The 26337-nt window shown below is 60.5% G+C and carries 25 protein-coding genes; 13 read left to right on the forward strand and 12 right to left on the reverse strand.

The window, feature by feature from the left end:
- Nucleotides 1–58: 58 nt before the first annotated feature.
- From K5K89_RS01275 to K5K89_RS01285, 3 genes are read right to left on the reverse strand one after another with little or no spacing between them, the layout of a single operon-like run.
- Nucleotides 59–829 (reverse strand): MetQ/NlpA family ABC transporter substrate-binding protein, encoded by a 771-nt coding sequence (locus tag K5K89_RS01275; RefSeq protein WP_092241435.1) that lies wholly within the window; start codon nucleotides 827–829, stop codon nucleotides 59–61.
- A 51-nt stretch (nucleotides 830–880) separates the two neighbouring features.
- Nucleotides 881–1555: a methionine ABC transporter permease gene (locus tag K5K89_RS01280; protein ID WP_010207814.1), complete on the reverse strand. Its 675-nt coding sequence runs from the start codon at nucleotides 1553–1555 to the stop codon at nucleotides 881–883.
- Nucleotides 1555–2562 carry a methionine ABC transporter ATP-binding protein gene (locus tag K5K89_RS01285; protein ID WP_222540717.1) on the reverse strand — a complete coding sequence of 336 codons (1008 nt, stop codon included), beginning with the start codon at nucleotides 2560–2562 and terminating at the stop codon, nucleotides 1555–1557. Before K5K89_RS01285 ends, K5K89_RS01280 begins: the two co-directional genes overlap by 1 nt.
- A 265-nt stretch (nucleotides 2563–2827) precedes the next feature.
- Between K5K89_RS01285 and katE the strand changes: the two genes are divergently transcribed.
- Nucleotides 2828–4957, forward strand: coding sequence for a catalase HPII (gene katE, locus K5K89_RS01290; RefSeq protein WP_071490942.1), 2130 nt, complete (start codon nucleotides 2828–2830; stop codon nucleotides 4955–4957).
- A gap of 102 nt (nucleotides 4958–5059) precedes the next feature.
- Here katE and K5K89_RS01295 read toward each other — a convergent pair whose 3' ends face one another.
- From K5K89_RS01295 to K5K89_RS01310, 4 genes are read right to left on the reverse strand one after another with little or no spacing between them, the layout of a single operon-like run.
- The gene (locus tag K5K89_RS01295) at nucleotides 5060–5779 is read right to left on the reverse strand and encodes a PA5502 family lipoprotein (RefSeq protein WP_071490943.1); all 720 of its coding nucleotides are present in this window, start codon (nucleotides 5777–5779) and stop codon (nucleotides 5060–5062) included.
- 37 nt (nucleotides 5780–5816) lie between these two features.
- Nucleotides 5817–6605 (reverse strand): zinc ABC transporter permease subunit ZnuB, encoded by a 789-nt coding sequence (znuB, locus tag K5K89_RS01300; RefSeq protein ID WP_071490944.1) that lies wholly within the window; start codon nucleotides 6603–6605, stop codon nucleotides 5817–5819.
- Nucleotides 6598–7383 (reverse strand): zinc ABC transporter ATP-binding protein ZnuC, encoded by a 786-nt coding sequence (gene znuC / locus K5K89_RS01305; RefSeq protein WP_071490945.1) that lies wholly within the window; start codon nucleotides 7381–7383, stop codon nucleotides 6598–6600. The genes znuB and znuC overlap by 8 nt, the downstream gene beginning before the upstream one ends.
- The gene (locus K5K89_RS01310; RefSeq protein WP_025854323.1) at nucleotides 7383–7865 is read right to left on the reverse strand and encodes a Fur family transcriptional regulator; all 483 of its coding nucleotides are present in this window, start codon (nucleotides 7863–7865) and stop codon (nucleotides 7383–7385) included. Before K5K89_RS01310 ends, znuC begins: the two co-directional genes overlap by 1 nt.
- Before the next feature lie 58 nt (nucleotides 7866–7923).
- On the opposite strand from K5K89_RS01310, the gene K5K89_RS01315 reads away from it, so the two are divergent.
- Nucleotides 7924–8853, forward strand: coding sequence for a zinc ABC transporter substrate-binding protein ZnuA (locus K5K89_RS01315; RefSeq protein WP_071490946.1), 930 nt, complete (start codon nucleotides 7924–7926; stop codon nucleotides 8851–8853).
- 66 nt (nucleotides 8854–8919) lie between these two features.
- On the opposite strand, the gene K5K89_RS01320 is transcribed toward K5K89_RS01315, so the two are convergent.
- On the reverse strand, nucleotides 8920–9873 hold the full coding sequence (locus K5K89_RS01320; RefSeq protein WP_222540718.1) for a homoserine kinase: 954 nt from the start codon (nucleotides 9871–9873) through the stop codon (nucleotides 8920–8922).
- Nucleotides 9874–9929: 56 nt separating this feature from the next.
- Entirely contained in the window at nucleotides 9930–10220 is a 291-nt protein-coding gene (locus tag K5K89_RS01325; protein ID WP_071490948.1) for a DUF2782 domain-containing protein, read from the reverse strand.
- Nucleotides 10221–10294: 74 nt separating this feature from the next.
- Between K5K89_RS01325 and polA the strand changes: the two genes are divergently transcribed.
- Nucleotides 10295–13072: a DNA polymerase I gene (polA, locus tag K5K89_RS01330; RefSeq protein ID WP_222540719.1), complete on the forward strand. Its 2778-nt coding sequence runs from the start codon at nucleotides 10295–10297 to the stop codon at nucleotides 13070–13072.
- Between the two features lie 269 nt (nucleotides 13073–13341).
- On the opposite strand, the gene yihA is transcribed toward polA, so the two are convergent.
- Nucleotides 13342–13983 carry a ribosome biogenesis GTP-binding protein YihA/YsxC gene (yihA, locus tag K5K89_RS01335; protein ID WP_010207832.1) on the reverse strand — a complete coding sequence of 214 codons (642 nt, stop codon included), beginning with the start codon at nucleotides 13981–13983 and terminating at the stop codon, nucleotides 13342–13344.
- 192 nt (nucleotides 13984–14175) lie between these two features.
- Between yihA and K5K89_RS01340 the strand changes: the two genes are divergently transcribed.
- From K5K89_RS01340 to K5K89_RS01365, 6 genes are all read left to right on the forward strand, one after another.
- Nucleotides 14176–14478, forward strand: coding sequence for a c-type cytochrome (locus K5K89_RS01340; protein WP_071490950.1), 303 nt, complete (start codon nucleotides 14176–14178; stop codon nucleotides 14476–14478).
- A gap of 34 nt (nucleotides 14479–14512) precedes the next feature.
- Nucleotides 14513–15124 (forward strand): c-type cytochrome, encoded by a 612-nt coding sequence (locus K5K89_RS01345; RefSeq protein ID WP_222540720.1) that lies wholly within the window; start codon nucleotides 14513–14515, stop codon nucleotides 15122–15124.
- A gap of 168 nt (nucleotides 15125–15292) precedes the next feature.
- The gene (gene dsbA, locus K5K89_RS01350) at nucleotides 15293–15928 is read left to right on the forward strand and encodes a thiol:disulfide interchange protein DsbA (protein WP_033899253.1); all 636 of its coding nucleotides are present in this window, start codon (nucleotides 15293–15295) and stop codon (nucleotides 15926–15928) included.
- A 10-nt stretch (nucleotides 15929–15938) separates the two neighbouring features.
- A complete protein-coding gene (locus K5K89_RS01355; protein WP_071490951.1) occupies nucleotides 15939–16817 on the forward strand; it encodes an endonuclease/exonuclease/phosphatase family protein in 879 nt (292 codons plus the stop codon).
- Complete coding sequence (locus K5K89_RS01360; protein WP_222540721.1) at nucleotides 16814–18856, forward strand: GGDEF domain-containing protein; 2043 nt, start codon at nucleotides 16814–16816, stop codon at nucleotides 18854–18856. Before K5K89_RS01355 ends, K5K89_RS01360 begins: the two co-directional genes overlap by 4 nt.
- Nucleotides 18857–18944: 88 nt before the next feature.
- Nucleotides 18945–19721: an N-acetylmuramoyl-L-alanine amidase gene (locus K5K89_RS01365; protein WP_093527066.1), complete on the forward strand. Its 777-nt coding sequence runs from the start codon at nucleotides 18945–18947 to the stop codon at nucleotides 19719–19721.
- Here the strand turns inward: K5K89_RS01365 and K5K89_RS01370 are convergent.
- Both K5K89_RS01370 and algB read right to left on the reverse strand, forming a co-directional pair.
- Nucleotides 19718–21505, reverse strand: a complete 1788-nt coding sequence (locus K5K89_RS01370; RefSeq protein ID WP_222540722.1) for a KinB sensor domain-containing domain — start codon at nucleotides 21503–21505, stop codon at nucleotides 19718–19720. The two genes, K5K89_RS01365 and K5K89_RS01370, sit on opposite strands and share 4 nt — an antisense overlap.
- Nucleotides 21506–21515: 10 nt before the next feature.
- Nucleotides 21516–22862: a sigma-54-dependent response regulator transcription factor AlgB gene (algB, locus tag K5K89_RS01375; protein ID WP_058424438.1), complete on the reverse strand. Its 1347-nt coding sequence runs from the start codon at nucleotides 22860–22862 to the stop codon at nucleotides 21516–21518.
- Between the two features lie 378 nt (nucleotides 22863–23240).
- Here algB and K5K89_RS01380 point away from each other — a divergent pair, with 378 nt between their 5' ends.
- The 4 genes from K5K89_RS01380 to gltP all read left to right on the forward strand — a co-directional run bounded on the left by K5K89_RS01380 (nucleotide 23241) and on the right by gltP (nucleotide 26294).
- Nucleotides 23241–23525 carry a hypothetical protein gene (locus tag K5K89_RS01380; protein WP_222540723.1) on the forward strand — a complete coding sequence of 95 codons (285 nt, stop codon included), beginning with the start codon at nucleotides 23241–23243 and terminating at the stop codon, nucleotides 23523–23525.
- Nucleotides 23526–23600: 75 nt separating this feature from the next.
- Nucleotides 23601–23765, forward strand: a complete 165-nt coding sequence (locus tag K5K89_RS01385) for a DUF1328 domain-containing protein (RefSeq protein ID WP_003170804.1) — start codon at nucleotides 23601–23603, stop codon at nucleotides 23763–23765.
- Nucleotides 23766–23767: 2 nt separating this feature from the next.
- Entirely contained in the window at nucleotides 23768–24235 is a 468-nt protein-coding gene (locus K5K89_RS01390) for an inhibitor of vertebrate lysozyme family protein (protein WP_071490955.1), read from the forward strand.
- 727 nt (nucleotides 24236–24962) lie between these two features.
- Complete coding sequence (gene gltP / locus K5K89_RS01395; protein WP_058424440.1) at nucleotides 24963–26294, forward strand: glutamate/aspartate:proton symporter GltP; 1332 nt, start codon at nucleotides 24963–24965, stop codon at nucleotides 26292–26294.
- Nucleotides 26295–26337: the final 43 nt, after the last annotated feature.

Raw genomic sequence — 26337 nt, forward strand, 5'->3', positions numbered from 1 at the left:
CGGGGGCAAGCCCCCTCCCACATTTTTTGATCTTCAGCGTGTTGGAGATCGAATCAGATCAGAACGCCGGCTTGATCGCGCCTTTGTACTTCTCTTCGATGAATTGCTTCACTTCAGGCGTGTGCAGGGCTGCAACCAGCTTCTTCACGGCGTCCGAGTCCTTGTTGTCTTCGCGGGTCACCAGGATGTTCACGTAAGGCGAATCGCTGCCCTCGATCACCAGCGCATCCTTGGACGGGTCCAGCTTGGCTTCCAGCGCGTAGTTGGTGTTGATCAGCGCCAGGTCGACCTGGGTCAGTACGCGCGGCAGGGTGGCGGCTTCCAGTTCGCGGAATTTCAGGCCTTTCGGGTTGGCCGTGATGTCCTTGATGGTCGACAGGATGTTGGTCGGGTCCTTCAGGGTGATCAGGCCGTTCTTGGCCAGCAGCAACAGGGCCCGACCGCCGTTGGTGGCGTCGTTGGGGATCACCACATTGGCGCCGCTTGGCAGTTCGTCCAGCTTCTTGTACTTGCTGGAGTAGGCGCCCAGGGGTTCCAGGTGCACCGCGCCGACGCTCACCAGGTGGGTGCCCTTGGCTTTGTTGAATTCATCCAGGTACGGCTGGTGTTGGAAGAAGTTGGCGTCCAGGCGCTTTTCCGCGACTTGTACGTTCGGCTGCACGTAGTCGGTGAAGACTTTGACCTGCAGGTCCACGCCTTCTTTGGCGAGGGCAGGTTTCACGAATTCGAGGATTTCCGCGTGTGGGACCGGCGAAGCCGCGACCGTGATGGTCTCGGCGTGGGCGGAAAACGCGGCAACGGCGGCGAAAGCAACCAGTAGTTTCTTCATCCAACAAGCTCCTTGTTCGGGCATGTGCCGGCTTATCACCGGCAATGGCCGTTATTTTCGAGAAAAGTGCACCACCAGCTTGTCGCCGACGGTTTGCAGAATTTGCACCAGGATCAGCAGCATCACCACCGTGACCACCATCACGTCAGTCTGGAAACGCTGGTAACCGAAACGGATCGCCAGGTCACCCAGGCCGCCGGCACCCACCACACCGGCCATGGCCGTGTAGGACACCAGTGTAATCGCGGTCACCGTAATCGCCGCGAAAATGCCTGGGCGCGCTTCGGGCAGCAAGGCGTTGGTGATGATCTGGCGCGTGCTGGCGCCCATCGATTGCGTGGCTTCGATAATGCCGCGGTCCACTTCACGCAGCGCGGTTTCCACCAGGCGTGCGAAGAACGGCGTCGCGCCCACCACCAACGGCGGAATCGCACCAGCCACACCCAGCGAAGTGCCGGTGATCAATACAGTGAACGGGATCATCACGATCAGCAGGATGATGAACGGCAGCGAACGCAGGATGTTCACGATCAGCGACAGCAGCGCGTACAGGCCCTTCTGTTCGAACAGTTGGCGCGGGCTGGTGAGGAACAGCAGCACGCCCAGGGGCAGGCCCAGCACCACGGTGAAGAACAGTGAGCCGAACAGCATGGTCATGGTGTCGCCGGTGGCGAGCCAGATTTCGGACCAGTCAATATTGGCGAAGAAACTCAACAGGACGTCCATTAGCGCAGGATCTCCATGTGGACGTCAGCAGCGGTGAAGCGCGCAAACGCAGCGTCCATGTCGCCACCGGTGACGGCGAGGGTCAATTGCCCGTAAGGGATGTCTTTGATGCGGTCGATACGACCGGCGAGGATGCTGTAGTCCACGCCCGTTTCGCGTGCGACGGTGCCCAGCAGCGGCGCGTAGGTCGCTTCGCCCTGGAACGTCAGGCGCACGATGCGGCCGGGTACGTGAGCGAAGTCATCGCGTTGCTCGTTTTCGTCGACCTGCTCGGACTCTTGCACGAAACGCTTCGTGGTTGGGTGCTTGGGGTGCAGGAATACATCGGCCACCGAGCCTTGCTCGACGATCACGCCGGCGTCCATTACGGCCACCTGGTCGCAGACACGGCGGATCACGTCCATTTCATGGGTGATCAGCACGATGGTCAGCTTCAGCTCGCGGTTGATCTCGGCCAACAGTTGAAGCACCGACGCGGTGGTCTGCGGGTCGAGGGCGCTGGTGGCTTCGTCGCACAGCAGGATCTTTGGCTTGGTCGCCAGGGCGCGGGCGATGCCGACGCGTTGTTTCTGGCCGCCGGACAACTGCGCCGGGTACTTTTTGGCGTGGTCCGACAGGCCGACGCGCGCGAGCAGTTCTGCGACGCGCAGGTCGATGTCCTTGCGCGACAGTTCGCCGGCCAGGGTCAGTGGCAGCGCCACGTTGTCGGCGACGGTCTTGGAAGCCAGCAGGTTGAAGTGCTGGAAGATCATCCCGACCTGCTGGCGGAAACGGCGCAGGCCGTTGGCGTCCAGGGCGGTGACTTCTTCGCCATCTACCCTGATGATGCCGCCGCTCGGTTCTTCGAGGCGGTTGATCAGGCGCAGCAGGGTGCTTTTACCCGCGCCGGAGTGGCCGATCAGGCCGAACACCTGGCCGTTTTCGACACTCAGACTGGTGGCGTGCAGCGCGGGAATATCCCTACCGGCGACGCGGTAGGTTTTATGGACGTTTTGAAACTCGATCACGTAGCGAACCTTGTGGGGCGCATGGAAAAGGGATCAGCGGTTAGCCGGGCGCGCATTTTAGCCTGTCTGTATAGCGTTTCTTAGCATTTATTTCGTATTCAACCAGCGATTTGGCAATAACGCGATCAAAGGTCATAAAAAAGGAACGGTACAAAACCGCGTCAGTCACTACTTAAGCAACTCGATTTCCCAGGTGCCGTGCCTGGGGTTTTGCTCAAACGAGCCGGGGACCGCTCTGGCCACTTTGAATAAGGAGTTTTGACTGATGAGTAGCAAAAAGCCAAAGAGCGAGCTAGCGGGCACCGACACCCTGGATCGTGGTAACACCAACGCCAAGCTGCAGGCCCTGGAGGCCTTCCGCTCCGATGCGACCGGTCAGGCCCTGCGTACCAATCAGGGCGTCAAGATTTCCGACAACCAGAACACCCTAAAAGTGGGCTCCCGTGGCCCATCGCTGCTGGAAGATTTCATCATGCGTGAAAAAATCACGCACTTTGACCATGAGCGTATCCCGGAGCGCATCGTGCATGCCCGTGGCACCGGTGCCCATGGCTATTTCCAGACCTACGAGAACCATTCGGCGCTGACCAAGGCTGGTTTCCTGCGTGACCCTGGGCATAAAACGCCGGTCTTCACCCGCTTTTCCACTGTGCAGGGCCCGCGTGGTTCGGGTGACACGGTGCGTGATGTGCGCGGTTTTGCCGTGAAGTTTTTCACCGAAGAAGGCAACTTCGACCTGGTGGGCAACAACATGCCGGTGTTTTTCATTCAGGACGCGATCAAGTTTCCTGACTTCGTACACGCCGTGAAGCCCGAGCCGCACAATGAAATTCCTACAGGCGGGTCGGCGCACGATACCTTCTGGGACTTCGTCTCGTTGCAGCCTGAATCGGCGCACATGGTGATCTGGGCGATGTCTGACCGTGCCATTCCAAAGAGCCTGCGCAGCATGCAGGGTTTTGGCGTGCACACCTTCCGCCTGGTGAACGCCGAGGGGAAATCCAACTTCGTCAAATTCCACTGGCGTCCTACGGCGGGTACTTGCTCGCTGGTGTGGGACGAAGCGCAAAAGCTGGCCGGTAAAGATACCGACTACCACCGCCGCGACCTTTGGGAAGCCATTGAGATGGGCGACTACCCTGAGTGGGAATTGGGCGTGCAGGTGATTCCCGAGGACAAGGAGCATGCGTTCGACTTCGATATCCTCGACCCGACCAAGCTGATCCCTGAGGAGCTGGTGCCGATCACGCCGCTGGGCAAGATGGTGCTCAACCGCAACCCGGACAACTTCTTCGCTGAGGTCGAGCAGGTCGCGTTCTGCCCAGGCCATATCGTGCCGGGTATCGACTTCTCCAACGATCCACTGCTGCAAGGTCGGCTGTTTTCCTACACCGACACGCAGATCAGCCGACTCGGCGGGCCGAACTTTCATCAGTTGCCGATCAATCAGCCGGTCACGCCGCTGCATAACAACCAGCGCGATGCCATGCACCGCAGCACCATCGATAAAGGGCGAGCCTCTTATGAGCCGAACTCAATCGATGGCGGCTGGCCGAAAGAAACGCCACCGGCTGCGCAGGATGGTGGTTTTGAGTCCTACCCTGAGCGCATCGACGCCCACAAGATCCGTGAGCGCAGCGAGTCGTTCGGCGATCACTTCTCCCAGGCGCGTCTGTTCTTCCACAGCATGAGCAAGCACGAACAGGAGCACATCATTGCGGCCTACAGCTTTGAGCTGGGCAAGGTCGAGCGCGAGTTTATCCGCGCGCGTCAGGTCAACGAGATCCTGGCCAACATCGACCTGGAACTGGCCAAGCGCGTGGCGCAGAACCTGGGGCTGCCCGCGCCGACCCAAGGCACGGTGCCTGTCCGTAAAACCCAGCCGGAACGTTCGCCGGCATTGAGCCAGGCAAACCTGCTGCCGGGTGATATCAAAACGCGAAAAGTGGCGATTCTTGCCGCGAACGGCGTTGATGGTGCTGCAATTGATGCGTTGAAGAAGGCACTGGAAGCCGAGGGCGCACATGCCAAGCTGCTGGGGCCAACCTCGGCACCGGTAAAAACGGCTGATGGTAAAAGCCTGAAGGTGGATGCCTCGATGGAAGGTATGCCATCGATTGCGTTCGATGCGGTATTTGTCCCTGGCGGGAAAGACTCTGTTAAAGCCTTGAGTGGTGATGGCGTGGCGTTGCACTTCCTGTTGGAAGCGTACAAGCATTTGAAGGCGATTACCGTCGCCAACGACGCTAAGTCATTGCTGGATCTGTTGAAGCTTGAGGCGGATGCGGGACTGATCGTCGGCTCGGATGCCAAGGCGTTCAAGGCATTCTTTGCCGCGATTGCCCAGCACCGGGTCTGGGATCGTGAGCCTAAGGCCAAGGCGATTCCGGCTTAAGTCTTTGGTTGTTTGTTAGATCGTCATCGGGGGCAAGCCCCCTCCCACATTTTGAGCTGTGAATACATTCAAAGTGCGGGAGGGGGCTTGCCGCCGATGGTTTTATTCCGCCTTGCGCGGAATCAGCACAACCTGCGCCGGAATCTTCTTCAGAATCTGCCGGTGAATCTTCAGGTCATACCCCGAATCAATTCGCTTCACCCGTTTGGTCAGTAACGTGGCCAGCCACGGGTAATCCTCTGTGCGCGGCGCCTGGATGCTCACATCGCATTGGTAATTCACCACGTCGGTGGCAATCGCATCCAGCTGATGGCGCAGTTCTTCGATGTTGGTGAGGTTCAACGCCACGGTGGTGCTGGGCGCCGTGGGGTCGATGACCTTGGCGGCGGGCTTGGCCTCGGCGGCTTTCAGGTCGGCTTCGGCTTTGTCCAGTTCGGCCTTGCGCGCATGGCTGATGGCGCTGTTGACGCCACCGGTCAGCGCGGGTGCCTTGGGCATCAGGGCGCGGGCACGGCTCAGGGCGGTCGCGGCGGCGTTTACATCACCCTTTTGCAGCACGATCTGGCTGCGTTGCAAGTAGGCTTCAGCCAACTGCCGCTGGTAGGTTTCCAGCGCCGGGTCGTTGGGCGACTGGGCTTGCAGCGCCGCTAGCTGGTCTTCTGCGGTGGCCAGTTCGCTGCTGGCCAGGTTTTGTTCCAGCTGTGCGATGGCCGCAGCGCGTGCGTCCGGGGCCTCTGGGACGGCGGGCGGTGTGCTTTGACAGGCGCCCAGCAGCAGGGAAAATGCGGCAAGGAGCAGATAACGGGAGGTGAACGGCTTCATTCCTGCGACTCTCTATTTGCGCAAAAAGCGAGCAAGTCTACACCCCTCGACGGGGCAGGACAAAACTCAGCAGAAACAGGGCGGCGGCCGTGACCACAATCGACGGCCCGGCCGGCGTGTCCTTGAACCAGGACAACGCCAGGCCCCCGCACACAGCGAGCATCCCCAGCAGGCTGGCACCCACCGCCATCTGCTCCGGTGAGCGGGCGTGGCGCTGGGCAGCGGCCGCGGGAATGATCAGCAGCGACGTGATCAACAATACGCCGACAATCTTCATCGCGACAGCGATCACCACGGCGATCAATAACATCAGGGCCATGCGCAGGGCCGGCACGGGCAAGCCTTCTACCGTGGCCAGCTCTTCGTGCACGGTAATCGCCAGCAGCGGGCGCCACAGTGCGACCAGCAGCGCCAGTACGGCCGCGCTGCCGCCGAGGATCCACGCAAGGTCGCCGGGGCTGATCGCCAGCAGGTCGCCGAACAAGTAGGCCATCAAGTCGATGCGCACTTCATGCATGAAGCTCAGCACCACCAGGCCCAGGGACAGGGTGCTGGGTGCCAGGATGCCCAATAGGGTGTCGGAGGCCAGGGGCTGGCGCTGTTGCAGGGTCACCAGCAGTACCGCTAATAGCAGGCACCCAACGGTCACGGCGATGGTCGGGCTCACATCCAACAGAAAGCCCAGGGCCACGCCCAGCAGCGCGGCGTGCGACAAGGTGTCGCCAAAATAGGCCATGCGCCGCCAGACCACGAACGAGCCCAACGGGCCCGCCACCAACGCCAAAGCCAAGCCTGCCAGCAGGGCGTAGAGCAGAAAATCAGCCATGCTTGCAGCTATCTCCATGAACGTGGGTATGGGGGGTGGCGGGGTCATCGACGACAGCGCCATGCAGGTCGTGGGCGTGGTCGTGATGGTGGTGGTAGATCGCCAGGCTCTGGGCGTTCTTGCCGAACAGCTCGACGAACGCCGGGTCGCCGCTGACCTGTTCCGGATGGCCCGAGCAGCACACGTGGCGGTTGAGGCACACCACCTGGTCGGTGGTGCTCATCACCAGGTGCAAATCGTGGGACACCATCAATACGCCGCAGCCATGGCGGTCGCGCAGACGGGTAATCAAGCTGTACAGCTCGGCCTGGCCGGCGACGTCGACGCCCTGCACGGGCTCATCCAGCACCAGCAGTTCCGGCTCGCGCAACAGGGCGCGGGCCAGCAGCACGCGCTGCATTTCGCCGCCGGAAATGCTTTGCACCGGGCTGTCGATCACCTGTTCGGCGCCGACTTCCCTGAGCGCCGCCTGGGCGCGGGCACGGTCTACGCCGGGTACCAGGCGCAGGAAGCGCAGGACTGACAATGGCAAGGTTGGATCGACATGCAGCTTCTGCGGCATGTAGCCGACGCGCAGCTTGGGCTTGCGCCACACACTGCCGGTGTCGGGCTTGAGCAGGCCCAGCACGGCACGCACCAGGGTGGTCTTGCCGGCGCCGTTGGGGCCGATCAGGGTAACGATCTGCCCCGGCTCCACGCTCAGTGCGATGTTATCCAGCACGTTTTGCCCGGCGAACGTGACCCCGACCTGCTCCAGGCGGATTAACGCGTTGCTCATCAAGCCCCCTGGCAGCCCGAGCACAGGCCGACCACTTCGACCGTTTGCCCTTCGACCCGGAAGCCGACCTCGGCAGAACTCTTGATGATGGCGTCGCTGATGCTTTTTTGTTCAAGCTCGATGGCGGCGTGGCACTCGCGGCAGATCAGGAACTGGCCCTGGTGCGCGTGTTCCGGGTGGCTGCAGCCGACGAAGGCGTTCAGCGAGGCGATGCGGTGCACCAGGCCGTTTTCCAGCAGGAAGTCCAGTGCGCGGTACACGGTGGGCGGCGCGGCGCGGCGGCCGTCCTGCTCGCTGAGCACGCCGAGAATGTCGTAGGCGCCCAGCGGCTTGTGGCTCTGCCACACCAATTCCAGCACGCGGCGGCGCAGTGCGGTCAGGCGCAGACCCTTCTGTGTGCACAGGGTGTCGGCTTCCGACAGCGCGGTATGCACGCAGTGAGAGTGGTCGTGGGGACGGCTGGCAAGCGGTGTTTTAGGCATGAGCGGCGACAGATATTTGATAGAGACGTTATTATGTTACCCGTTCCTACGCCATTGAGTGGTCATCGTGTCCCGACTTTTTCCCGTTTTTGTCGTATTTGTCACCAGTTTGTTCATGGCTGGCGCCGCTCAGGCCGACGTCAAGGTGTTAACCAGCATCAAGCCACTGCAGTTGATTGCTGCGGCGGTGCAGGACGGCGTGGCGGTTCCGGAGGTGTTGTTGCCACCGGGCGCGTCGCCGCATAACTATGCGTTGCGACCATCCGACGTACGGCGTGTGCAGTCGGTGGACCTGCTGTACTGGATCGGCCCGGACATGGAGAGTTTCCTGCCGCGCGTGTTGAAAGGTCGTACGGCAACAACGGTAGCAGTGCAGGACCTGCCGGGCATGAAGCTGCGCCGTTTTGCCGAAGATAGCCACTCCCACGCCGATGAAGCCGACGAACATGACCACGATCACCGCCCAGGCAGCCTGGACGCGCACTTGTGGCTGTCCACGATCAACGCACGGGTTATTGCTGCTCGCATGGCCACTGACCTGGCTGCTGCCGATCCGGCTAATGCCTCGCGTTACCAGAGCAACGTGAAGGCCTTCGACGAGCGCCTGGATGCCCTGGATGCTCGCCTGAAAGCCCGTCTTGCGCCGATCGATGGCAAGCCCTACTTCGTGTTCCATGAAGCCTTCGATTACTTCGAAGACGCTTATGGGCTCAAGCATGCCGGCGTGTTCAGCGTGGCCGCTGAAGTCCAGCCTGGCGCCCAGCATGTCGCGGCGATGCGTACCCGTTTGCAGGAAGTGGGCAAGACGTGCGTGTTCAGTGAACCGCCGTTGCGTCCGCGCCTGGCTGAAACGCTGGTGGCCGGGTTGCCGGTGAAGTTGGCAGAGTTGGATGCGCTGGGGGGTTATACCCCGGCTACCGCTCAAGGCTACGAGCAAGTGCTGGATAAGTTGGGCAACGACTTGGCGGGTTGCCTGGAATCGCTCTGACAGCAAACGACGACCAAATGTGGGAGGGGGCAAGCCTCCTCCCACACTTTTTGATCTCACAGGCTTTTAGAGGGCAAATGGCAGTTGCACGGTGACCCGCTGACGCTGCATCAGTCGATGCTCGAACTCCGCCGGGTCGTGGATCAGCACATCCTGTCCCGCAAAGGATTCAGCCGCGATCAGGCGTGACAGCCAGAATCGCACACAGGCCACGCGCAACATCGTCGGCCACAGCTCGGCTTCCTTCGCGGTAAACGGCCGCAGCGCTGCATACGCTCCCAGCAAGGCCCTGGCGCGTTGCCCATCAAGCACGCCATCGGCGTCCGAGCACCAGTCATTCAGGGCGATCGCCACGTCGTACAGCATCGGGCCGGAGCAGGCGTTGTAGAAGTCGATCAGGCCGGTGAGGTGCGTGCCTTCGAACATCGCGTTGTCGCGGAACAGGTCGGCGTGCACGTTTGCGCGTGGCAGGGCGAGGATCTCGGCCTTGTTCGCTGCGATCTCGGTCAGAGCGTCCTGCAGCAGGCGCTGCTGTGCGGCGTTCAGGTGCGAAATCAGTTGCGCACCTTCACTGAGCATCCAGTCCAGGCCGCGATCGGTCTTGCGCTCGAGGACTTTCTCGCCCTGCGTCGCCAGGTGCAGATGGCCCAGCAGGTCACCGACCTGGGCGCAGTGCTGGGCGTTGGCGTCCTTGACGTGCTTACCGGCCAGGCGCGGCTGCAGCAGCGCCGGTTTGCCTTTGAGTTCACGCAAGGCCACGCCGTCGGTGGTGCGCAGGGCGTAGGGCACCGGCAGGTCGGCGTCGTGGAGTACGTCGAGCAGTTCGATGAAGAACGGCATTTGCGCAACCGGGCCACGCTCGACCAGGGTCAGGACAAACTCACCCTGCTCCAGGCTGATAAAGAAATTGGTGTTTTCGCTACCGGCGGCAATCCCCTGGAAGTCGATCAGGCGGCCGAGGCCGTAAGGGGCGAGAAAGGTTTCCAGCTCGGGCCGAGCCAGGGGGGTGAACACAGACATGGTTAAAACTGCCAGTACGGGCGCCGCGGTGCGCGGCGCCAATTGAAGTTAAGAAATCATTTCCATTCGAAGATCTTCCATGACGGGATCAGCATATCCGGCTGGTCAGAACGGATGAAGTTCGCATCGGTTCCGTCCGCGCGCACCAGGAAATAAGGAGGTGCGCCCTTCGGGATGACCTTGATTGCGTACAGGAAACCGTTCTGGCGGTACTCCTGAATGGTCTTGTCGCCTTCCGTGCGAATGGTCACTTCCGGATCGCCCCCAGGCGCATCGTCTGCCGCCACGGCAGCCATCGGAGCGAGTGCAATCAAGCCAGTCAACAGCAGGCGATTGAATGTACGCATGATAACCTTGTCCCTTTGTCGTCATTGGTCCGGCTATTCTAGCGCCTGACCCGCCGAAAAGGTTGATTCTGCTCATGAGCCAAGCACCCCTCGTCCTGGTGGACGGTTCTTCGTATCTGTACCGTGCCTTCCACGCATTGCCACCGCTGACCACTTCCAAAGGCTTGCCCACCGGCGCGGTCAAGGGCGTGTTGAACATGCTCAAGAGCCTGCGCAAGCAGTACCCGGACAGCCCGTTCGCGGTGGTGTTCGACGCCAAGGGTGGGACCTTTCGCGATGACATGTACGCCGAATACAAGGCCAACCGCCCGAGCATGCCGGATGACATGCGCGTGCAAATCGAGCCGTTGCACCAGAGCGTGATCGCGCTGGGCTTCCCGTTGCTGTGCGTCGAAGGCGTCGAGGCCGACGATGTGATCGGCACCCTGGCGCGCAGCAGCGCCGCCGCCTACCGCCCGGTGGTGATCTCCACCGGTGACAAGGACATGGCGCAGTTGGTCGACGGGCACATTACCTTGGTCAACACCATGACCGGTAGCGCGATGGACATCGAGGGCGTGAAGGAGAAATTCGGTGTCGCTCCCGAGCAGATCATCGACTATCTGGCGCTGATGGGCGATTCGTCCGACAACATTCCGGGTGTTCCGGGTATCGGTCCGAAGACCGCTTCCGGCTTGCTGGTCGGCGTGAACGGCGGCATCAAAGAGCTTTATGAGCAGTTGGATATTGTGCCGACCTTGCCTATCCGAGGCGCCAAGACGTTGCCGGCCAAGCTGGAAGAACATCGGGAGAGTGCTTTTCTTTCCTACCGGTTGGCGACGATCAAGTGCGATGTACCGTTGGATATCGGTCTGGATGACTTGCACCTGATCGAGCCGGATCGCGAGAAGCTGCTGGAGTTGTACACGCTGCTGGAGTTCAAGAGCTGGATTGATGAGGTCCAGCGCGATGCCAAACGCGTGGAACTCAAGGCTGCGCCGGTTGCCGAGCAAGTCGTCGAGGCAGTAGCGCCGGCAGAGGCCACCTACACCACCATCCTCGACCAGGCGACGTTCGAACTTTGGCTGAAGAAGCTCAACGATGCGAAGTTGTTTGCCTTCGACACCGAAACCACCGGTATCGATGCCCAGCAGGCGCAGCTGGTTGGCGTCTCCTTCGCCGTGCAGCCCCATGAAGCGGCCTACATCCCGTTGACCCATTCCTACATCGGCGCGCCGGAGCAGTTGGACCGCGACACCGTGCTGCTGGCCCTGAAACCGCTGCTGGAAGACCCGACCAAGCTCAAAGTTGGCCAGCACGCCAAGTTCGATATGAACATCCTGGCCAACTGCGCTATCGGCGGCGACCCGGCGCAGGGCATTACCGTGCGTGGCATTGCGTTCGACACCATGCTTGAGTCCTATGTGCTGAACTCCACGGCAACCCGTCACGACATGGACAGCCTGGCCAAGAAGTACCTGGACTACGACACTGTTGCTTTCCAGGACATCGCCGGCAAGGGCGCCAAGCAGCTGACCTTCGATCAGATCGCCCTGGAGCAGGCCGGCCCTTATGCGGCGGAAGATGCCGATGTGACCCTGCGTCTGCACCAGGCGCTGTTTGCACAATTGTCCGCCATCCCGAGCCTGGCGAGCGTGCTCACGGATATCGAGATTCCATTGGTGCCCGTGCTGGCCCGTATCGAGCGCCAGGGTGCACTGGTGGACAAGGACCTGCTGGGTATCCAGAGCATCGAGCTGGGCAACAAGATGATCGAACTGGAGCGCCAGGCCTTCGAGATCGCCGGCGAGGCGTTCAACCTGGGCTCGCCCAAGCAGCTCGGCGCGATTCTTTATGAAAAACTCGGCCTGCCGGTGCTGAAGAAAACCGGAAAGGGCCAGGCGTCGACGGCCGAAGAAGTGCTGGCCAAGCTGGCTGAGGATGACTATCCGCTGCCCAAGGTGCTGATGCAGTACCGCAGCATGAGCAAGCTGAAAAGCACCTACACCGATCGCCTGCCGGAACAGATCAACCCGCGTACCGGACGTATCCATACCTCCTATCACCAGGCGGTGGCGGCAACCGGGCGCTTGTCTTCCAGTGATCCGAACCTGCAGAACATCCCGGTGCGTACCGCCGAAGGGCGGCGGATTCGCCAGGCGTTTGTTGCACCCAAGGGCTACAAGCTGCTGGCGGCGGACTATTCGCAGATCGAGCTGCGGATCATGGCGCACCTTTCCAAGGACGAAGGCTTGATGAACGCCTTCCGTCACAACCTGGATGTGCACACCGCCACGGCGGCCGAGGTGTTCAAGGTTGAGCTGGGCGAGGTCACCTCCGACCAGCGCCGCAGTGCCAAGGCGATCAACTTTGGTCTGATCTACGGCATGGGCGCGCAGAAGCTGGGCAAGGACATCGGCGTCGATACCAAGACGGCCAAGGCCTACATCGATGTGTATTTCGCCCGTTATCCCGGGGTTCGCGAGTACATGGAGCGCACCCGCGCCCAAGCCGCTGATCAGGGCTACGTGGAAACCTTCTTCGGCCGTCGCCTGTACTTGCCCGACATCAACTCCAACAAGCCCCAGGAGCGCGCGGCCGCTGAACGCACCGCGATCAACGCGCCGATGCAGGGCACGGCGGCAGACATCATCAAGAAAGCCATGGTGCTGGTGGACAACTGGCTGACCGATTCGGGCCTGGATGCCAAGGTGATCCTGCAGGTGCACGATGAATTGGTACTGGAAGTGCGTGAGGATCAGGTGGCGCAGGTCAGCGAAAAGATTCGCGAGCATATGAGTGCGGCCGCGAAGCTGGACGTGCCGCTGCTGGTGGAAGTGGGCGTCGGCAATAACTGGGATGAAGCGCACTGACGTGCGGGCGCTGCCACCGCGTTGTGTGGTGGCAGAGTGCTTTAGTGCGGAAATCGCCGTTGGTTATTTCAAATAGTTTTTCTGACTTGCCGGAACTTAACCCGTGAACTGCTACTCAGAGTTACTGAATGGGTGGTGAAGCCCTTCAATGCTCCTATGTTGTGTTAAGTGTTGGCAGATATCTGGACCCCGCCCTAGCGGTCCGGAACTTGAACCCCGAACTTCCCCTCCCCATACGAAGTCCGGGGTTTTTTTTGCCCGCAGAAAAGTTATTCCGCGAGTTCCGCGCCTTTGTCCGCCAATTCCATCCAACCGGCCAGCACGGTATAAGCCTCTTCCAGGCCCATGCGCTTTGGTGCTGAGAACAGCTGGATCGTGATCGCGTCGCCCCAGCCCTTACGGATTTCGGACTGCACTTTGAGCAAGGTGTTCTTGGCCGCGCCGTAGGTCAGCTTGTCGGCCTTGGTCAGCAGGATATGCATCGGCATGCCGCTGGCGACTGCCCAATCGAGCATCAACAGGTCGAAATCGGTCATCGGATGGCGGATGTCCATCATCAGAATCAAGCCTTTCAAACTCTCCCGGCCACCCAGGTAAGCCTCCAGGTGACGCTGCCAGTGCAACTTCAGCGGGATAGGTACTTTTGCATAACCGTAACCCGGCAGGTCGACCAGACGCCGATCATCGTCTAGCTTGAAGAAATTGAGGAGTTGCGTACGGCCCGGGGTTTTCGAGGTGCGCGCCAGGCTGGCGTGAGTCAGGGTGTTCAGCGCGCTGGATTTACCGGCGTTGGAACGACCGGCAAAGGCGACTTCAAAGCCTTCGTCATCGGGGCATTGGTCAACTTTGGCGGCGCTGAGCATGAACGTGGACTGTTGGCACAGGCCGAGGATGGGATTCTTGAGTTGCATGAGATTTCCGATGTGGGCGGTGCCGAGAAAGGGTGCGGCAAGCGGTGTCGTTTCCGTTTCAGTAGCGCCAGTATATAATGCCGCAGATTTTGTGTGTGCTTTGTCCCAGCGAAGGATGAAGTTCACGGGAGCGATAGACCTTTATTGCGCATTAGAACGCAAAACGCTCTCAAACCCTGAAATGGTCGACGTATGACCAAGTGGTTGCTCGCTATCGGTGCCCTGGTCCCGCTTTACGGCGCTCAGGCTACACAGGATCCGGAAGCGGTGTACAACCGAGTTTGCGTGGCTTGCCATGCCGGCCAGTTGCCCAGCGCCCCCAGACGGGGTGACCAGGCAGCCTGGGCGCCAAGACTGGCGCAGGGCATGGACACGCTGGTGCTACACGTGACCCAGGGTTTCAAGGCAATGCCGCCGCGTGGTTTGTGCATGGACTGCAGTACTGAGGATTACCAGGCCATCATTGAATTGATGGTGAGTAAACCCGGTAGATAACTCTTAAACCCCTTAGCCGTAGTTGGATTAGCTGATGAACAAACTGATCGTGAGTCTGCTGTTGACCTTGGGCATCACCGGTGTTGCCCATGCTGCAGGCGACGCTACAGCGGGCCAGGCGAAAGCCGCCGTATGTGGTGCTTGCCATGGACCGGATGGTAACAGCCCGGCACCGAACTTCCCCAAACTGGCCGGCCAGGGCGAGCGTTACCTGACCAAGCAGATGCAGGATATCAAGTCCGGCAAGCGCACGGTCCTGGAAATGACCGGCTTGTTGACCAACCTCAACGATCAGGACCTGGCAGACATCGCGGCGTATTTTGCCAGCCAGAAAGGCAGTGTGGGAGCTGCTGATCCGAAACTGGTGGCCCGCGGCGAGAAACTGTTCCGCGGTGGCGACCTGGATAAAGGCCTGCCGGCCTGCACCGGTTGCCATTCGCCCAATGGCGCGGGCATTGCCGCCGCCGGCTTCCCGCACTTGAGTGGCCAGCACGCCACCTACATTGCCAAACAGCTGACCGATTTCCGTAAGGAAGAGGCCGGGCGCACCAACGATGGCGACGCGGCGATCATGCGCACCATCGCCCGCAAGCTGAGTGACGAGGACATTGCGGCGGTCTCCAGCTACATCCAGGGCCTGCACTGAGGTGCACGCAACGTTAACACTCGATTAATCCCGCGATGCAAGCATAAAAAGGGTGGCCCAGGCCGCCCTTTTTTGTGGCCGGTGCCGTTACACTAACGAACTCATGCCCGCGCAGGCCTGTCACAACAAAGGTCGCGTGAGGCGACTTTATTTGTCCAGGAGTAAAGCATGCGTAATCTGATCCTCAGCGCCGCTCTCGTCACTGCCAGCCTCTTCGGCATGACCGCACAAGCCGCCGACGTGCCGCTTGAAGCCGGTAAGACCTACGTTGAATTGGCCAATCCGGTTCCGGTTTCCGAACCCGGCAAGATCGAAGTGGTGGAGTTGTTCTGGTACGGCTGCCCGCATTGCTACGCTTTTGAACCGACCATCAACCCATGGGTTGAAAAACTGCCCAAGGACGTGAACTTCAAGCGCATTCCAGCTATGTTCGGCGGCCCATGGGATGCCCACGGCCAACTGTTCCTGACCCTGGAAGCCATGGGTGTTGAGCACAAGGTCCACAACGCGGTATTCGACGCGATCCAGAAGCAAGGCAAGCGCCTGACCAAGCCGGACGAAATGGCTGACTTCGTGGCCACCCAAGGTGTCGACAAGGACAAGTTCCTGGCCACCTTCAACTCCTTCGCTATCCAGGGCCAGATCAAGCAGGCCAAGGAGCTGGCGCAGAAGTATGGCGTGCAAGGCGTACCGACCATGATCGTCAACGGCAAATACCGTTTCGACCTGGGCACTTCCGGTGGTCCTGAGCAGACCCTCAATGTTGCCGACCAACTGATCGCCAAAGAGCGCGCAGCCAAGTAAGGGGCCCGTCATGCGCCGCTGGGGTACCGAACGTGTGGTTGGCCTGCATGATCCGCAGGTCAATGAACATCACCTGGAGTCCACGGGCCTGCCGGCAGACAGCCGCCTGCGCCTGCTCAGCTTCAATATCCAGGTAGGCATCAGTACCGAGAAGTACCGGCACTACCTCACCCGTGGCTGGCAGCACCTGCTGCCCCACAACGGACGTGCCGGCAACCTGCAAAAGATCGGCAACCTGCTGAACGACTTCGACCTTGTCGCCCTGCAGGAAGCTGATGGCGGCAGCATGCGCTCCGGCTATATCAACCAGGTGGAACACTTGGCCCAGCTGGGTGCCTTCCCCTATTGGTATCAGCAGCTCAACCGTAACCTCGGGCGCCTGGCGCAGCACAGCAATGGTGTGCTCAGTCGCTTGAAGCCCTCAGTCATCGAAGATCACCCGTTACCCGGACCCAAGGGGCGGGGTGCGATCCTCGTGCGCTTTGGCGAAGGCCCGGAGGCCTTGGTGGTCGTGATGATGCACCTGGCACTGGGCGCCCGCACTCGCACGATGCAACTGGCTTACATCCGCGAGCTGATTGGCAATTACAAGCACCAGGTGCTGATGGGGGACATGAATACCCACGCCAGCGACCTGTTGCAGAATTCTCCGTTGCGCGACCTCGGCCTACTGGCGCCGCAAGCCGAAGCCACGTTCCCCAGTTGGCGCCCGCAACGCTGCCTTGACCATATCCTGCTCAGTCCTACCCTCACACTCGAGAGTGTGCAGGTGCTGGCGCAGCCCATCTCCGATCACCTGCCGGTCGCGGTAGAGATTCGTCTGCCGGGTTCGCTCACGGCTGATGCATTACCCGCGTTGAGCCCTGGCCCCCGCGGACCCCTTTCATGAGCGACGACGCCCAGCGCTGGAAAGAGAAATACCTCAAGAGCATCGAGCAACAGGAAAAACTCGAACGCCGCTGGGCCGCTCGCCTCGACCTGCTGCGCCGTGGACTGGTGCGCAGCACGCTGGCGGCTGAGGGCACTGACCGCGCCGTCGACCAATGCATGAAGGAAATGCGCGACGTCGTCCGTACCGATGATATGGACGCCGCCCTCGCCGCCTTGCTGCCGCGCCTGGAAAAAGCCGTGCTGGATTCGGAGCAGCGCCGCGAAACCCGGGTCGACCAGATCAGCACCGCGCTGACGTCCCTGGTCACGCAACTACAGAAACTTCCATTGCCCCGTGAGGTGGCTCGGCCGCTGAAGACGTTCGCCAAGCAGTTGGACGGCCGCGTCGGCCAGGCGCGAGAGATCCCGCTGTTGCTCAGCGAGTTGAGCGGCCTGCAGGGCCAGGCACTGAACAACCTGGAGCCGGACGGCGAAACCGCGCGACCAGGCCCTGGGCTTTTGCAGCGCTTGTTCGGCGCCAAGGACGTTGCGAACGAAACGGTGGTGGACGAATCGACCCCCCGATCGGCCCCGCAGCCTGCGGCGACCAAGCCAGTCGCTGTCGAGCCACAGCCGTCCGAGCAATCCGAGGAACTGACGCAAGCGTTGCGTGCCTTTGCGCCGCAGCCTCAAGAAAACGTCGCTCCGGTCATCGAGCCCGTAGCCCCCGCCCAGGTGGCCGAGCCCTCCAGCGAAACCTTCGTCTATGAAGCCCCGCCTCAAGCCGCCGCTATTGAAACACCCGAAGCACGTGTCGAGCCCAAGCCTCAAGTCGAAGAACCCGCACCGGAAAGCGCCCTCGCCGCCTTTATCGAAACGCCTGAAGTTCAGGTCGAGACCCCGGATGAGACCACCATTGGCAGCTTGTCGCTTCCACCGGTGCTAGAAGAGCCTGATCCTGACGAGTTGCAAGGGGATGGAACCTATGCCCTGCCCGACTCGCCAGAACCGTCCTACAGCTCCGTGGCCAAGCACATCGAAGACACTCTGCTCGGCCTGCTCGAAGAACTCTCGTTGCCCGAACGTCACCGACCCCAGGCCGAGGCCATGCGCGAGCGCCTGGCCCATGGTTTGAACTGGTACGAACTGCTGCCGATCCTCGACGATCTGGCAGTCTTGATGCTGGCGATCACCGACAGCGGCCAGCATGAGTTCGAGGCTTACCTCAAGCAGCTCAACGAACGGCTCGAGGCGTTTCAGGGCCACTTGCAAGTCGCCAGCGAGGGGCATGCCGACAGCCGCTCCGCCGCCCGTGAGCTGGACACACAGATCCGCGAACAGGTCGATGGCCTGCAAAGCAGCGTGCAGGAAGCTGCCGACCTGGACAGCCTCAAGCACGTGCTGGAAAGCCACCTTGAGGGGCTGCTCGGCACCATGGATGAGCATCAGCAGCAGCGCGACCTGCGCGAGCAGGAGACGGCGGCGCGCCTCAAAGGCCTGGCTGAGCGGGTTGCCAATATGGAGCAGGAAGCCCAGGGGTATCGCGAGCACCTGGAGGTGCAGCGCCAGAAGGCGTTGATCGATCCGCTCACGGGCCTGCCCAATCGTGCCGCCTGGAGCGAGCGCCTCGATTATGAGGTGAACACCTGGCACCAGCACGGCAACAACCTGTCGTTGGCGATGCTGGACCTGGATCACTTCAAGCGTATCAACGATGGCTACGGCCACCTCGCCGGCGACAAGGTGCTGAAGATCATCGCCAACGTGCTGCGCAAGCGCCTGCGCCCGACCGACTTTATCGCGCGCTTTGGTGGTGAAGAGTTTGTCTTGCTGATGCCCGACTCATCCCTGCCGGATGCCCTGGCCGTGGGCGAGGTGTTGCGTGCGGCGATTGAAGCGTGCCCGTTTCACTTCAAGGGCGAGCCGGTGACGATCACCGTGTCCATGGGTGTGGCGCAGTTCCAGCCGGGAGAGCGCAGTGATCTTGCGCTCAAGCGTGCCGATGAAGCGTTGTATCGTGCCAAGGCCGCGGGGCGCAACCAGGTGCAGGCTGCCTGAAAGATGTTCCATTTTGTGATTTGACCGCTGGCATGCGATCGGTACGTTACACTGTTGCATTATCGTCTTCTGCGTACCGTCTACCGCCATGAAATCCTTGTACTTCGCTTTTGTGTTCCTTGTGCTCGCAGGCTGTGCCAGCGGCCCTCGCCTAAACACCAACCACCCCTCGGTGAACCACGACAACCGCGTGCAGTTCGTAGTCGTGCATTACACCTCGACCAACCTTGAACGCTCGCTGGCATTGCTCACCCATGGTCAGGTCAGCAGCCATTACCTGATCGGCGACGACGCCTCGGCCACCATCTATAAGCTGGTGGACGAGAGCCAGCGCGCCTGGCACGCGGGGGAAAGCGAGTGGATGGGCCGCACCTGGCTCAACTCCAGCTCCATTGGCATCGAGATCGTGAACCCAGGCTACAAGGACACACCTACGGGCCGCTTGTGGTACCCCTACTCAGAGGCGCAGGTGAAGTCCCTGGTGGTGTTGCTCAAGGACATCAGCAAGCGCAACGGTATCGACCCCAAGAATATTATTGGTCACAGCGATATCGCGCCGTTGCGCAAGCTCGACCCAGGCCCGCTGTTCCCCTGGAAGCGGCTGGCCGCCGAAGGGTTGGGCGTTTGGCCGGATGCGCAGGCCGTTGCGCGGTTTCAGGTGCAATACGCCGCCGAGCTGCCAAGCATCACCTGGTTCCAGGAAGAGCTGGCCCGCCTGGGCTACCAGACGCCCCAGACCGGCGAGTTGGATGTCGCCACGCGCCATGTGATCGCGGCGTTCCAGATGCATTTCCGGCCGTCGCTGTTCGATGGCACGCCGGATGCAGAAAGTGCAGCCATTCTGCGTGCGTTGAACCGAAGCTAGAGCGGCAGCGCCATATAGAACTGAGTGCCCTGCCCCGGTCGCGAGTACACGCCCATGCGGCCACCGTGCAATTGCACGATTTCCTTGCACAGCGCCAGCCCCAGGCCGGCGCCGCCTTTCTTGCGGCCCACCTGGACAAAGGGTTCGAAGATCCGCCCCTGCTGCCCGTAGGCGATGCCCTCGCCGTTATCCTCGACGCTGACGATCACCCGCTCGCCATGGCGCCGTGCCTGCAGGCGTATCTGCCCGCCCGCGGGAGTGTGGCGCAGCGCGTTGCCCAGTAGATTGTCGAGCACACGCTCCAGTTGGACCTGGTCTGCATACAGCCGAGGCAGGTCGGATTGGGCTTCCACCAGCAGTTCGATATTTTGCGCGTTGGCGGGCTCGGCGAAGCGTGCTCGGGCGTGCTCGAGCAGATCGGTGACGTCGCACGGCCCCAGCGTGAGTTTTTGCAGGCCGTTCTGGTAGCGTGAGAAGTTGAGCAGGTCGTTGATCAACTGCATCAGGCGCTGCATCTCTTCATTGACGGTATCCAGCAAGTCCGCTTCGCGGGACTCCGCCGGGAACTTCGCACGTTCGCGGAAGAGTCCGAAGGCCATATGCATGCCGGTCACCGGCGTACGCAGTTCATGGGAAGCGCGCAGTACGAACTCGCTGCGCACCCGCTCGAAGGCGCGTTGTTCAGTCACGTCATGCAGCACCATCACTGCGCCGAGAATATGTCCCTGGGTATGGCTGACCGGGGTCAGGCTGTAGGTCAGCAGGCGCAGTTCGCCCTCGACCTCCACTTCCAGATCCTCCGGCGCCCGCTCCAGGTTGCCGCCGCGCAGCACCAGGTGCAGTTGCTCATCCAGCTCCGGACGCGACAAGGCTTCGCCCAGGCCTTGGCCGAGGCGCTCCTCGTCCCAGCCCAGTTGGCGCTGAGCCACGGGGTTGAGATGCTCCAGCCGGCCTTGGCGGTCAATCATCAGCAAGCCATCGTCGATGCTGTCGAGCACAGCCTGCAAGCGCTGTTGGCCGGCCAGCAGTTCATCCACATTGGTCGCCTGATGCTGGCGCAGAGCTTCGGCCATGATGCCGAAGCGGCGGGTCAGCTGGTTCATTTCTGCTGCCGAGGAGATTGGCAGCGTCACCTCGAAATCCCCTTGTCCGATCTTGTCTGCCGCTTTGGCCAGCGCTTCGATCGGTCCGCCAAAACGCCGCGCGATGCCATGGGCTGTCACAAACCCGATGATCAGCACGGCAAGCCCCACCAACCCCAGTAATCCGGCGACCAATAACGCGCGTTCGCGGGACTTGTGCTCGCTGTTGCTGATGTTTTCCAAAGCCTGCTTGTGTTCGGCGATCAGGCCATTGCGCAGCGTGTTGAAAGTGTCGGTGAGTTTGTCCTTGGCGCCGGGCGGCGGCGTCGGTTGCTGGGATTCATCAAAGGCCTCCAGCAGCGCCTGATATTGGCCTCGGGCCTGGCTGAATCCCGTCCCGCGACCGTCGCGCTGTTCATGGGCAATGCCTTGATCCAGCAGGTCGAAGTAGCGCCGTTCCGAGGATTGCAGCGCCTCGGGGTCCGGCCGGTCTTCCAGCATCATGATCAATTGATCGCCCAGGCTCTGGCGTAGCTTGAGGCCCAGGTCCAGGGTGACGAAATTGCTGCGAATCAGGGACTCCTGGGTCTTGGCCATTTGCATGACACTTACCAGGCCCAGGATCAAACCCAGCAGGGCAACGGTAATCAGCGCTGAGATGCTCAGGAATAATCGAGTGCGCAACTTCATCGCTAACTTCATAGAGTACAGCTCACAGGTTGTACTGTTTGCGTTTGCGGTACAGGGTCGACGCGTCGATGCCGAGGGTGCGGGCCGCCTGGTCCAGGGTATCGCTGGTGGCAAGCACTGCGCCGATGTGGGCTTTCTCCAACTGGTCCAGACTGAGTGCCGCGCCAATGCGTGGAGCATTGTTGCTAGGTTGTTCGGCCATGCCCAGGTGGCTGATTTCCACCTTCTCCTGCGGGCAAATGATGCTGGCGCGCTCCACCACGTTACGCAGTTCGCGAATGTTGCCCGGCCAGCGGTAGTTGAGCAGCGCTTCGCGCGCTTCATCGCTGAAACCGCGTGCTGGTCGGGCATATTCCTTGACGAAGCGCGCCAGGAACCGGTCGGCCAGGGTCAGGATGTCTTCACTGCGCTCGCGCAACGGTGGCAGATGCAAGGTGATTACATTGAGGCGGTACAGCAAGTCTTCACGGAAGCGGCCGTCACGCACCATGTCTTCCAGGTTCAGGTTGGTGGCGGCGAGGATGCGCACATCGGCACGGCGGGTGACAGGGTCGCCCACGCGCTCGTACTCCTTGTCCTGGATGAACCTCAGTAACTTGGGTTGCAAGGTGAGGGGAAAGTCGCCGATCTCGTCGAGAAACAGCGTGCCGCCGTCCGCTTGGTTGACGCGACCCAGGGTGCTTTCACTGGCGCCGGTAAACGCCCCTCGACTATGGCCGAACAGCTCGCTTTCCATCAGTTCTGCCGTCAAAGAGGGGCAGTTGATGGTCACGCAGGATTTCTTCGAACGCTTGCTCCAGCCGTGAATTGCGCGGGCCAGTTCGCCTTTACCCGTGCCGGACTCGCCAAGGATCAGGATGTTCGCATCTGTCCCAGCCACCTGGCGCGCCGTTTCCAGCACCACCATCATTGATGGGCTGTGAGAGTCGAGGCCGTCTTTCGGCTGGCGCACTTCGCCCTCCAGGGCTTCGAGCCGCGCAGACAGTTGGCGCACTTCCAACTGCTTGGCGGTGGCCAGGCGCAGTTGATCGGGGCTGCAGGGTTTTACCAGGTAGTCAGCGGCGCCGGCCTGTATAGCATCAACGGCGGTATCGACTGCCGAATGGGCGGTGACGATCACCACGCGCATCCAGGGCGCCTGGATTCGCATCTGGGCCAGCACATCCAGGCCATTGTCTTCGCCCAGGCGCAAGTCCAGGAAGCACAGGTCGAATACCTGGCGTTGCATCAAGGCGTCGGCCTGGGCCGCGCTGTTCGCAGTGGCGACGGTGTAGCCTTCATCTTCCAGGCAATAACGGAAGGTGCGGAGGATCGCGGACTCATCGTCCACTAAAAGAATGCGGCCTTGAAGTTCCTTGGCTGATTCCATCTGTCCCGCGCTCCTTAAACTATGAATGATGGTGTTTAGTCCCGGAATAATCGGGCAAGTTGCATGGTTTATTCTGATCGATAAATAGCAGTCTCGTGCAGGTATCTGCATCACTTCCTACAAAGCCCCGTCTGATGGCGTTTTCATGCCGTCTTGCCACTTCGGCAACACCCTCTTCGTTTTCTATCCCTCGACCCGACCGCTGGCCATCGTGCATTTCGCACGGCATCTACGGGGGCATCGTGCAGGATGCTGGAGGGTGCATGAGTCTTTAGTTCATAACTATATGATTTTATTGAGTTTTATTTTGTAAAAAAACTGGCACGCGCTCTGCAATAGCTCTTCCAACGAATAATCAAAATGCGGGAGAACAACAGCATGACTCGCCAAAGCCTCAGCCAACTGCGTGTATCGCCACTGCGCTTGCAGCAAGGTCTGTTTGCCAGCTTGGCCCTGATGGTCACGCTGATCGGTGGCCAGCAGTTGCAACATTGGCAGCAGAGTCAGCAGCAGATCCCCCAGTTTGAACGTCCGTCCATGACCCAAACCCATTTCCGTTCCGTTGGCAGTGTTGCTGCCGATGCAACAGCCCCGCAACTGCGGATGGTTGACCAGGAGTCTTCCCTGAGTGATCTGCCATCCCAGGAGCGTTGGGTGTTCTAGGCACCAAAAGGCCACTTTCGTGGCCGCAAAGCACTACCGCTGTTACCTCTATAAAGAAGCATAAGGAGAATCACCATGTTGAGTTGGGCAATCACATTTCTGATCATCGCCATTGTGGCTGCAGTCCTGGGCTTCGGTGGTATCGCGGGCACTGCCACGGGTATCGCAAAAATTCTGTTTGTGGTGTTCCTGGTGATGTTCATCGCTTCCTTCTTCTTTGGTCGTCGCGGCCGAGGCTGAAAATGACCACTTTGTCCTTCAAAGCCATTACTGCCGCCCTGCTACTGGGCGGCAGCGGCTTGGCGATGGCCGCCAACGACGGCCAGTCCCGAGCCAACGAATTGCTCAGCGCGGACCCGCAATACCGTGAGACCTGGCAAGGCGTGGTGAAGAAAGAAGAGCGCCTGCCGGAATGGGTGATAAACCTGTCCGGCACCGCTGAGCAAATGAATGCCGTGGAAGAAGACGGCGACAAGTACCTGGTCGGGCCGCTCTGCGAAACCGCGGACACCTGCCTGAACAAGCGCCTGATCGTTGCCTTCAGCCTCGACAAGGAAGATGCCTACGCCATGTTGGTGGAAGTCCCGGCCGGTCTGCCGAAGGACAAGTCTCCAACACGGCACGCCGATTACCGTTTTATCGGTAAACCGGATGAAGGCATGCAGAAGCTGCTGATGGAGCAGCTGAAGAAAGATCCGAATTGGTACTAGGTTCCGTCTGACACGCGTGTTGTCTGCGGGGCCGGCGTCCATAGAAGGAAGCCCTTGCTTCTTTCTGTTTGCACCGCTTGCCAAGGGCGGTGCATGACCAAGGGGCCGGGTTGCTCTGATCACCTACGATCGGCGCGACCTACGGGTACAGGGAGTGCCTGCGCAAGGGCCGGGTCAGGCGAAAAGCTGCGACGCAGGTTCACAAGCTATCGGCTTGCTGAACTTGCGGCGGGCTTTAACGCTCCTTTTTTCGCTGTTCATGCCGCCCTTAGTCGCGAATCACCTTTCTGCTCATCTCCAAACATTACTTAGTGTGTCGGGTAGACCATCTATCGATAAATTTTGGTGGGTGCCATAGGACATTTCCGACACTAAATGATGGAATTCTCAGGCATTTCCGCCAGGTCCCCGAGGACGTCCCGAATCTCTGAGCGAGCCGGGTTTGGCCGGTTCACGGCATTTTTGTCGGACAAAATGTCACATTTGAACTGACCGTTCGGACAGTTATTATTAAAAAATCTCATGCCGATTCGGCATAGGGTAGGCGTTTACGGCATTAGACGTCGAACCCTTGCATGGGAATAGTTGCGCCTTTTTTCGCCTGCCAGTAAGCCATTTCGGCCATGCTGCGGTGACCTTCCATGGAGGCAGATGCACACACTTTTTCGCTCTCGAGCGTTGCGGCTGGCGCATTTGCCTTAAGTTCACTTGAAGTAAGGGTAATGACATGAAGAAGGCAAAGCTAAGCCTCGCCTGGCAGATCCTCATCGGTTTGGTGCTGGGGATCGCAATCGGTGCAGTGCTTAACCATTTCAGTGCTGAAAAAGCCTGGTGGATCAGCAACGTATTGCAGCCAGCGGGCGATATCTTTATCCGCCTGATCAAGATGATCGTGATCCCGATTGTGATTTCCTCGCTGATCGTCGGCATTGCCGGTGTGGGTGATGCGAAGAAACTCGGGCGCATCGGCGTCAAAACCATCCTTTACTTCGAAATCGTCACCACCATCGCTATCGTGGTCGGCCTGCTGCTGGCCAACCTGTTCCACCCGGGCGCGGGTATCGACATGAGTACCCTGGGTACCGTCGACATCTCCAAGTACACCGCCACTGCTGCCGAAGTGCAGCATGAGCATGCGTTCATCCAGACCATCCTCAACCTGATCCCGTCGAACATCTTTGCCGCCGTCGCCCGTGGCGAGATGCTGCCGATCATCTTCTTCTCGGTGCTGTTCGGCCTTGGCTTGTCGAGCCTCAAGCCTGAGCTGCGTGAGCCGCTGGTCACCATGTTCCAGGGCGTGTCCGAGAGCATGTTCAAAGTCACTCACATGATCATGAAATACGCCCCTATCGGGGTCTTCGCACTGATCGCGGTGACCGTTGCCAACTTCGGCTTTGCCTCGCTGCTACCGCTGGCCAAGCTGGTGATCCTGGTTTACGTCGCCATCCTGTTCTTCGCGTTCGTGATCCTCGGCCTGATTGCCCGCCTGTTCGGCTTCTCGGTGATCAAGCTGATGCGCATCTTCAAGGATGAGCTGGTACTGGCCTACTCCACCGCCAGTTCCGAGACCGTGCTGCCGCGTGTGATCGAGAAGATGGAAGCCTACGGCGCGCCGAAAGCCATCTGCAGTTTCGTGGTGCCGACCGGTTACTCGTTCAACCTCGACGGTTCGACCCTGTACCAGAGCATCGCGGCGATCTTCATTGCCCAGCTGTATGGCATCGACCTGTCGATCGGCCAGCAACTGATGCTGGTGCTGACCCTGATGGTCACCTCCAAAGGCATCGCTGGCGTGCCGGGTGTGTCCTTCGTGGTGCTGCTGGCCACCCTGGGCAGCGTGGGCATTCCGCTGGAAGGCCTGGCGTTCATCGCCGGTGTCGACCGCATCATGGACATGGCGCGTACTGCCCTGAACGTGATCGGCAATGCCTTGGCCGTGCTGGTGATCTCCCGTTGGGAAGGCATGTACGACGACGCCAAGGGCGAGCGCTACTGGAACTCGCTGCCGCATTGGCGCACCAAGACCGCCGCACCGGTCGCCCAGGCCACCCGCAGCTGATAGCGTGACGGCTTAAAGACAAACCCCGGAAAATTCCGGGGTT

This window comes from Pseudomonas sp. DR208, from assembly GCF_019823005.1.
Taxonomy (GTDB): domain Bacteria; phylum Pseudomonadota; class Gammaproteobacteria; order Pseudomonadales; family Pseudomonadaceae; genus Aquipseudomonas; species Aquipseudomonas extremorientalis.

What these genes read in the sequence shown, in the direction of transcription:
- K5K89_RS01295 (WP_071490943.1), bottom strand. Translation starts at nt 5,779, where the DNA reads ATGAAGCCGTTCACCTCCCGTTATCTGCTCCTTGCCGCATTTTCCCTG.
- K5K89_RS01280 (WP_010207814.1), bottom strand. Translation starts at nt 1,555, where the DNA reads ATGGACGTCCTGTTGAGTTTCTTCGCCAATATTGACTGGTCCGAAATC.
- K5K89_RS01360 (WP_222540721.1), top strand. Translation starts at nt 16,814, where the DNA reads ATGAGCGACGACGCCCAGCGCTGGAAAGAGAAATACCTCAAGAGCATC.
- K5K89_RS01370 (WP_222540722.1), bottom strand. Translation starts at nt 21,505, where the DNA reads ATGAAGTTAGCGATGAAGTTGCGCACTCGATTATTCCTGAGCATCTCA.
- K5K89_RS01365 (WP_093527066.1), top strand. Translation starts at nt 18,945, where the DNA reads ATGAAATCCTTGTACTTCGCTTTTGTGTTCCTTGTGCTCGCAGGCTGT.
- polA (WP_222540719.1), top strand. Translation starts at nt 10,295, where the DNA reads ATGAGCCAAGCACCCCTCGTCCTGGTGGACGGTTCTTCGTATCTGTAC.
- K5K89_RS01310 (WP_025854323.1), bottom strand. Translation starts at nt 7,865, where the DNA reads ATGCCTAAAACACCGCTTGCCAGCCGTCCCCACGACCACTCTCACTGC.
- K5K89_RS01385 (WP_003170804.1), top strand. Translation starts at nt 23,601, where the DNA reads ATGTTGAGTTGGGCAATCACATTTCTGATCATCGCCATTGTGGCTGCA.
- K5K89_RS01325 (WP_071490948.1), bottom strand. Translation starts at nt 10,220, where the DNA reads ATGCGTACATTCAATCGCCTGCTGTTGACTGGCTTGATTGCACTCGCT.
- K5K89_RS01355 (WP_071490951.1), top strand. Translation starts at nt 15,939, where the DNA reads ATGCGCCGCTGGGGTACCGAACGTGTGGTTGGCCTGCATGATCCGCAG.
- K5K89_RS01345 (WP_222540720.1), top strand. Translation starts at nt 14,513, where the DNA reads ATGAACAAACTGATCGTGAGTCTGCTGTTGACCTTGGGCATCACCGGT.
- dsbA (WP_033899253.1), top strand. Translation starts at nt 15,293, where the DNA reads ATGCGTAATCTGATCCTCAGCGCCGCTCTCGTCACTGCCAGCCTCTTC.
- znuC (WP_071490945.1), bottom strand. Translation starts at nt 7,383, where the DNA reads ATGAGCAACGCGTTAATCCGCCTGGAGCAGGTCGGGGTCACGTTCGCC.
- katE (WP_071490942.1), top strand. Translation starts at nt 2,828, where the DNA reads ATGAGTAGCAAAAAGCCAAAGAGCGAGCTAGCGGGCACCGACACCCTG.
- K5K89_RS01340 (WP_071490950.1), top strand. Translation starts at nt 14,176, where the DNA reads ATGACCAAGTGGTTGCTCGCTATCGGTGCCCTGGTCCCGCTTTACGGC.
- K5K89_RS01320 (WP_222540718.1), bottom strand. Translation starts at nt 9,873, where the DNA reads ATGTCTGTGTTCACCCCCCTGGCTCGGCCCGAGCTGGAAACCTTTCTC.
- yihA (WP_010207832.1), bottom strand. Translation starts at nt 13,983, where the DNA reads ATGCAACTCAAGAATCCCATCCTCGGCCTGTGCCAACAGTCCACGTTC.
- znuB (WP_071490944.1), bottom strand. Translation starts at nt 6,605, where the DNA reads ATGGCTGATTTTCTGCTCTACGCCCTGCTGGCAGGCTTGGCTTTGGCG.
- K5K89_RS01275 (WP_092241435.1), bottom strand. Translation starts at nt 829, where the DNA reads ATGAAGAAACTACTGGTTGCTTTCGCCGCCGTTGCCGCGTTTTCCGCC.
- gltP (WP_058424440.1), top strand. Translation starts at nt 24,963, where the DNA reads ATGAAGAAGGCAAAGCTAAGCCTCGCCTGGCAGATCCTCATCGGTTTG.
- K5K89_RS01380 (WP_222540723.1), top strand. Translation starts at nt 23,241, where the DNA reads ATGACTCGCCAAAGCCTCAGCCAACTGCGTGTATCGCCACTGCGCTTG.
- algB (WP_058424438.1), bottom strand. Translation starts at nt 22,862, where the DNA reads ATGGAATCAGCCAAGGAACTTCAAGGCCGCATTCTTTTAGTGGACGAT.
- K5K89_RS01390 (WP_071490955.1), top strand. Translation starts at nt 23,768, where the DNA reads ATGACCACTTTGTCCTTCAAAGCCATTACTGCCGCCCTGCTACTGGGC.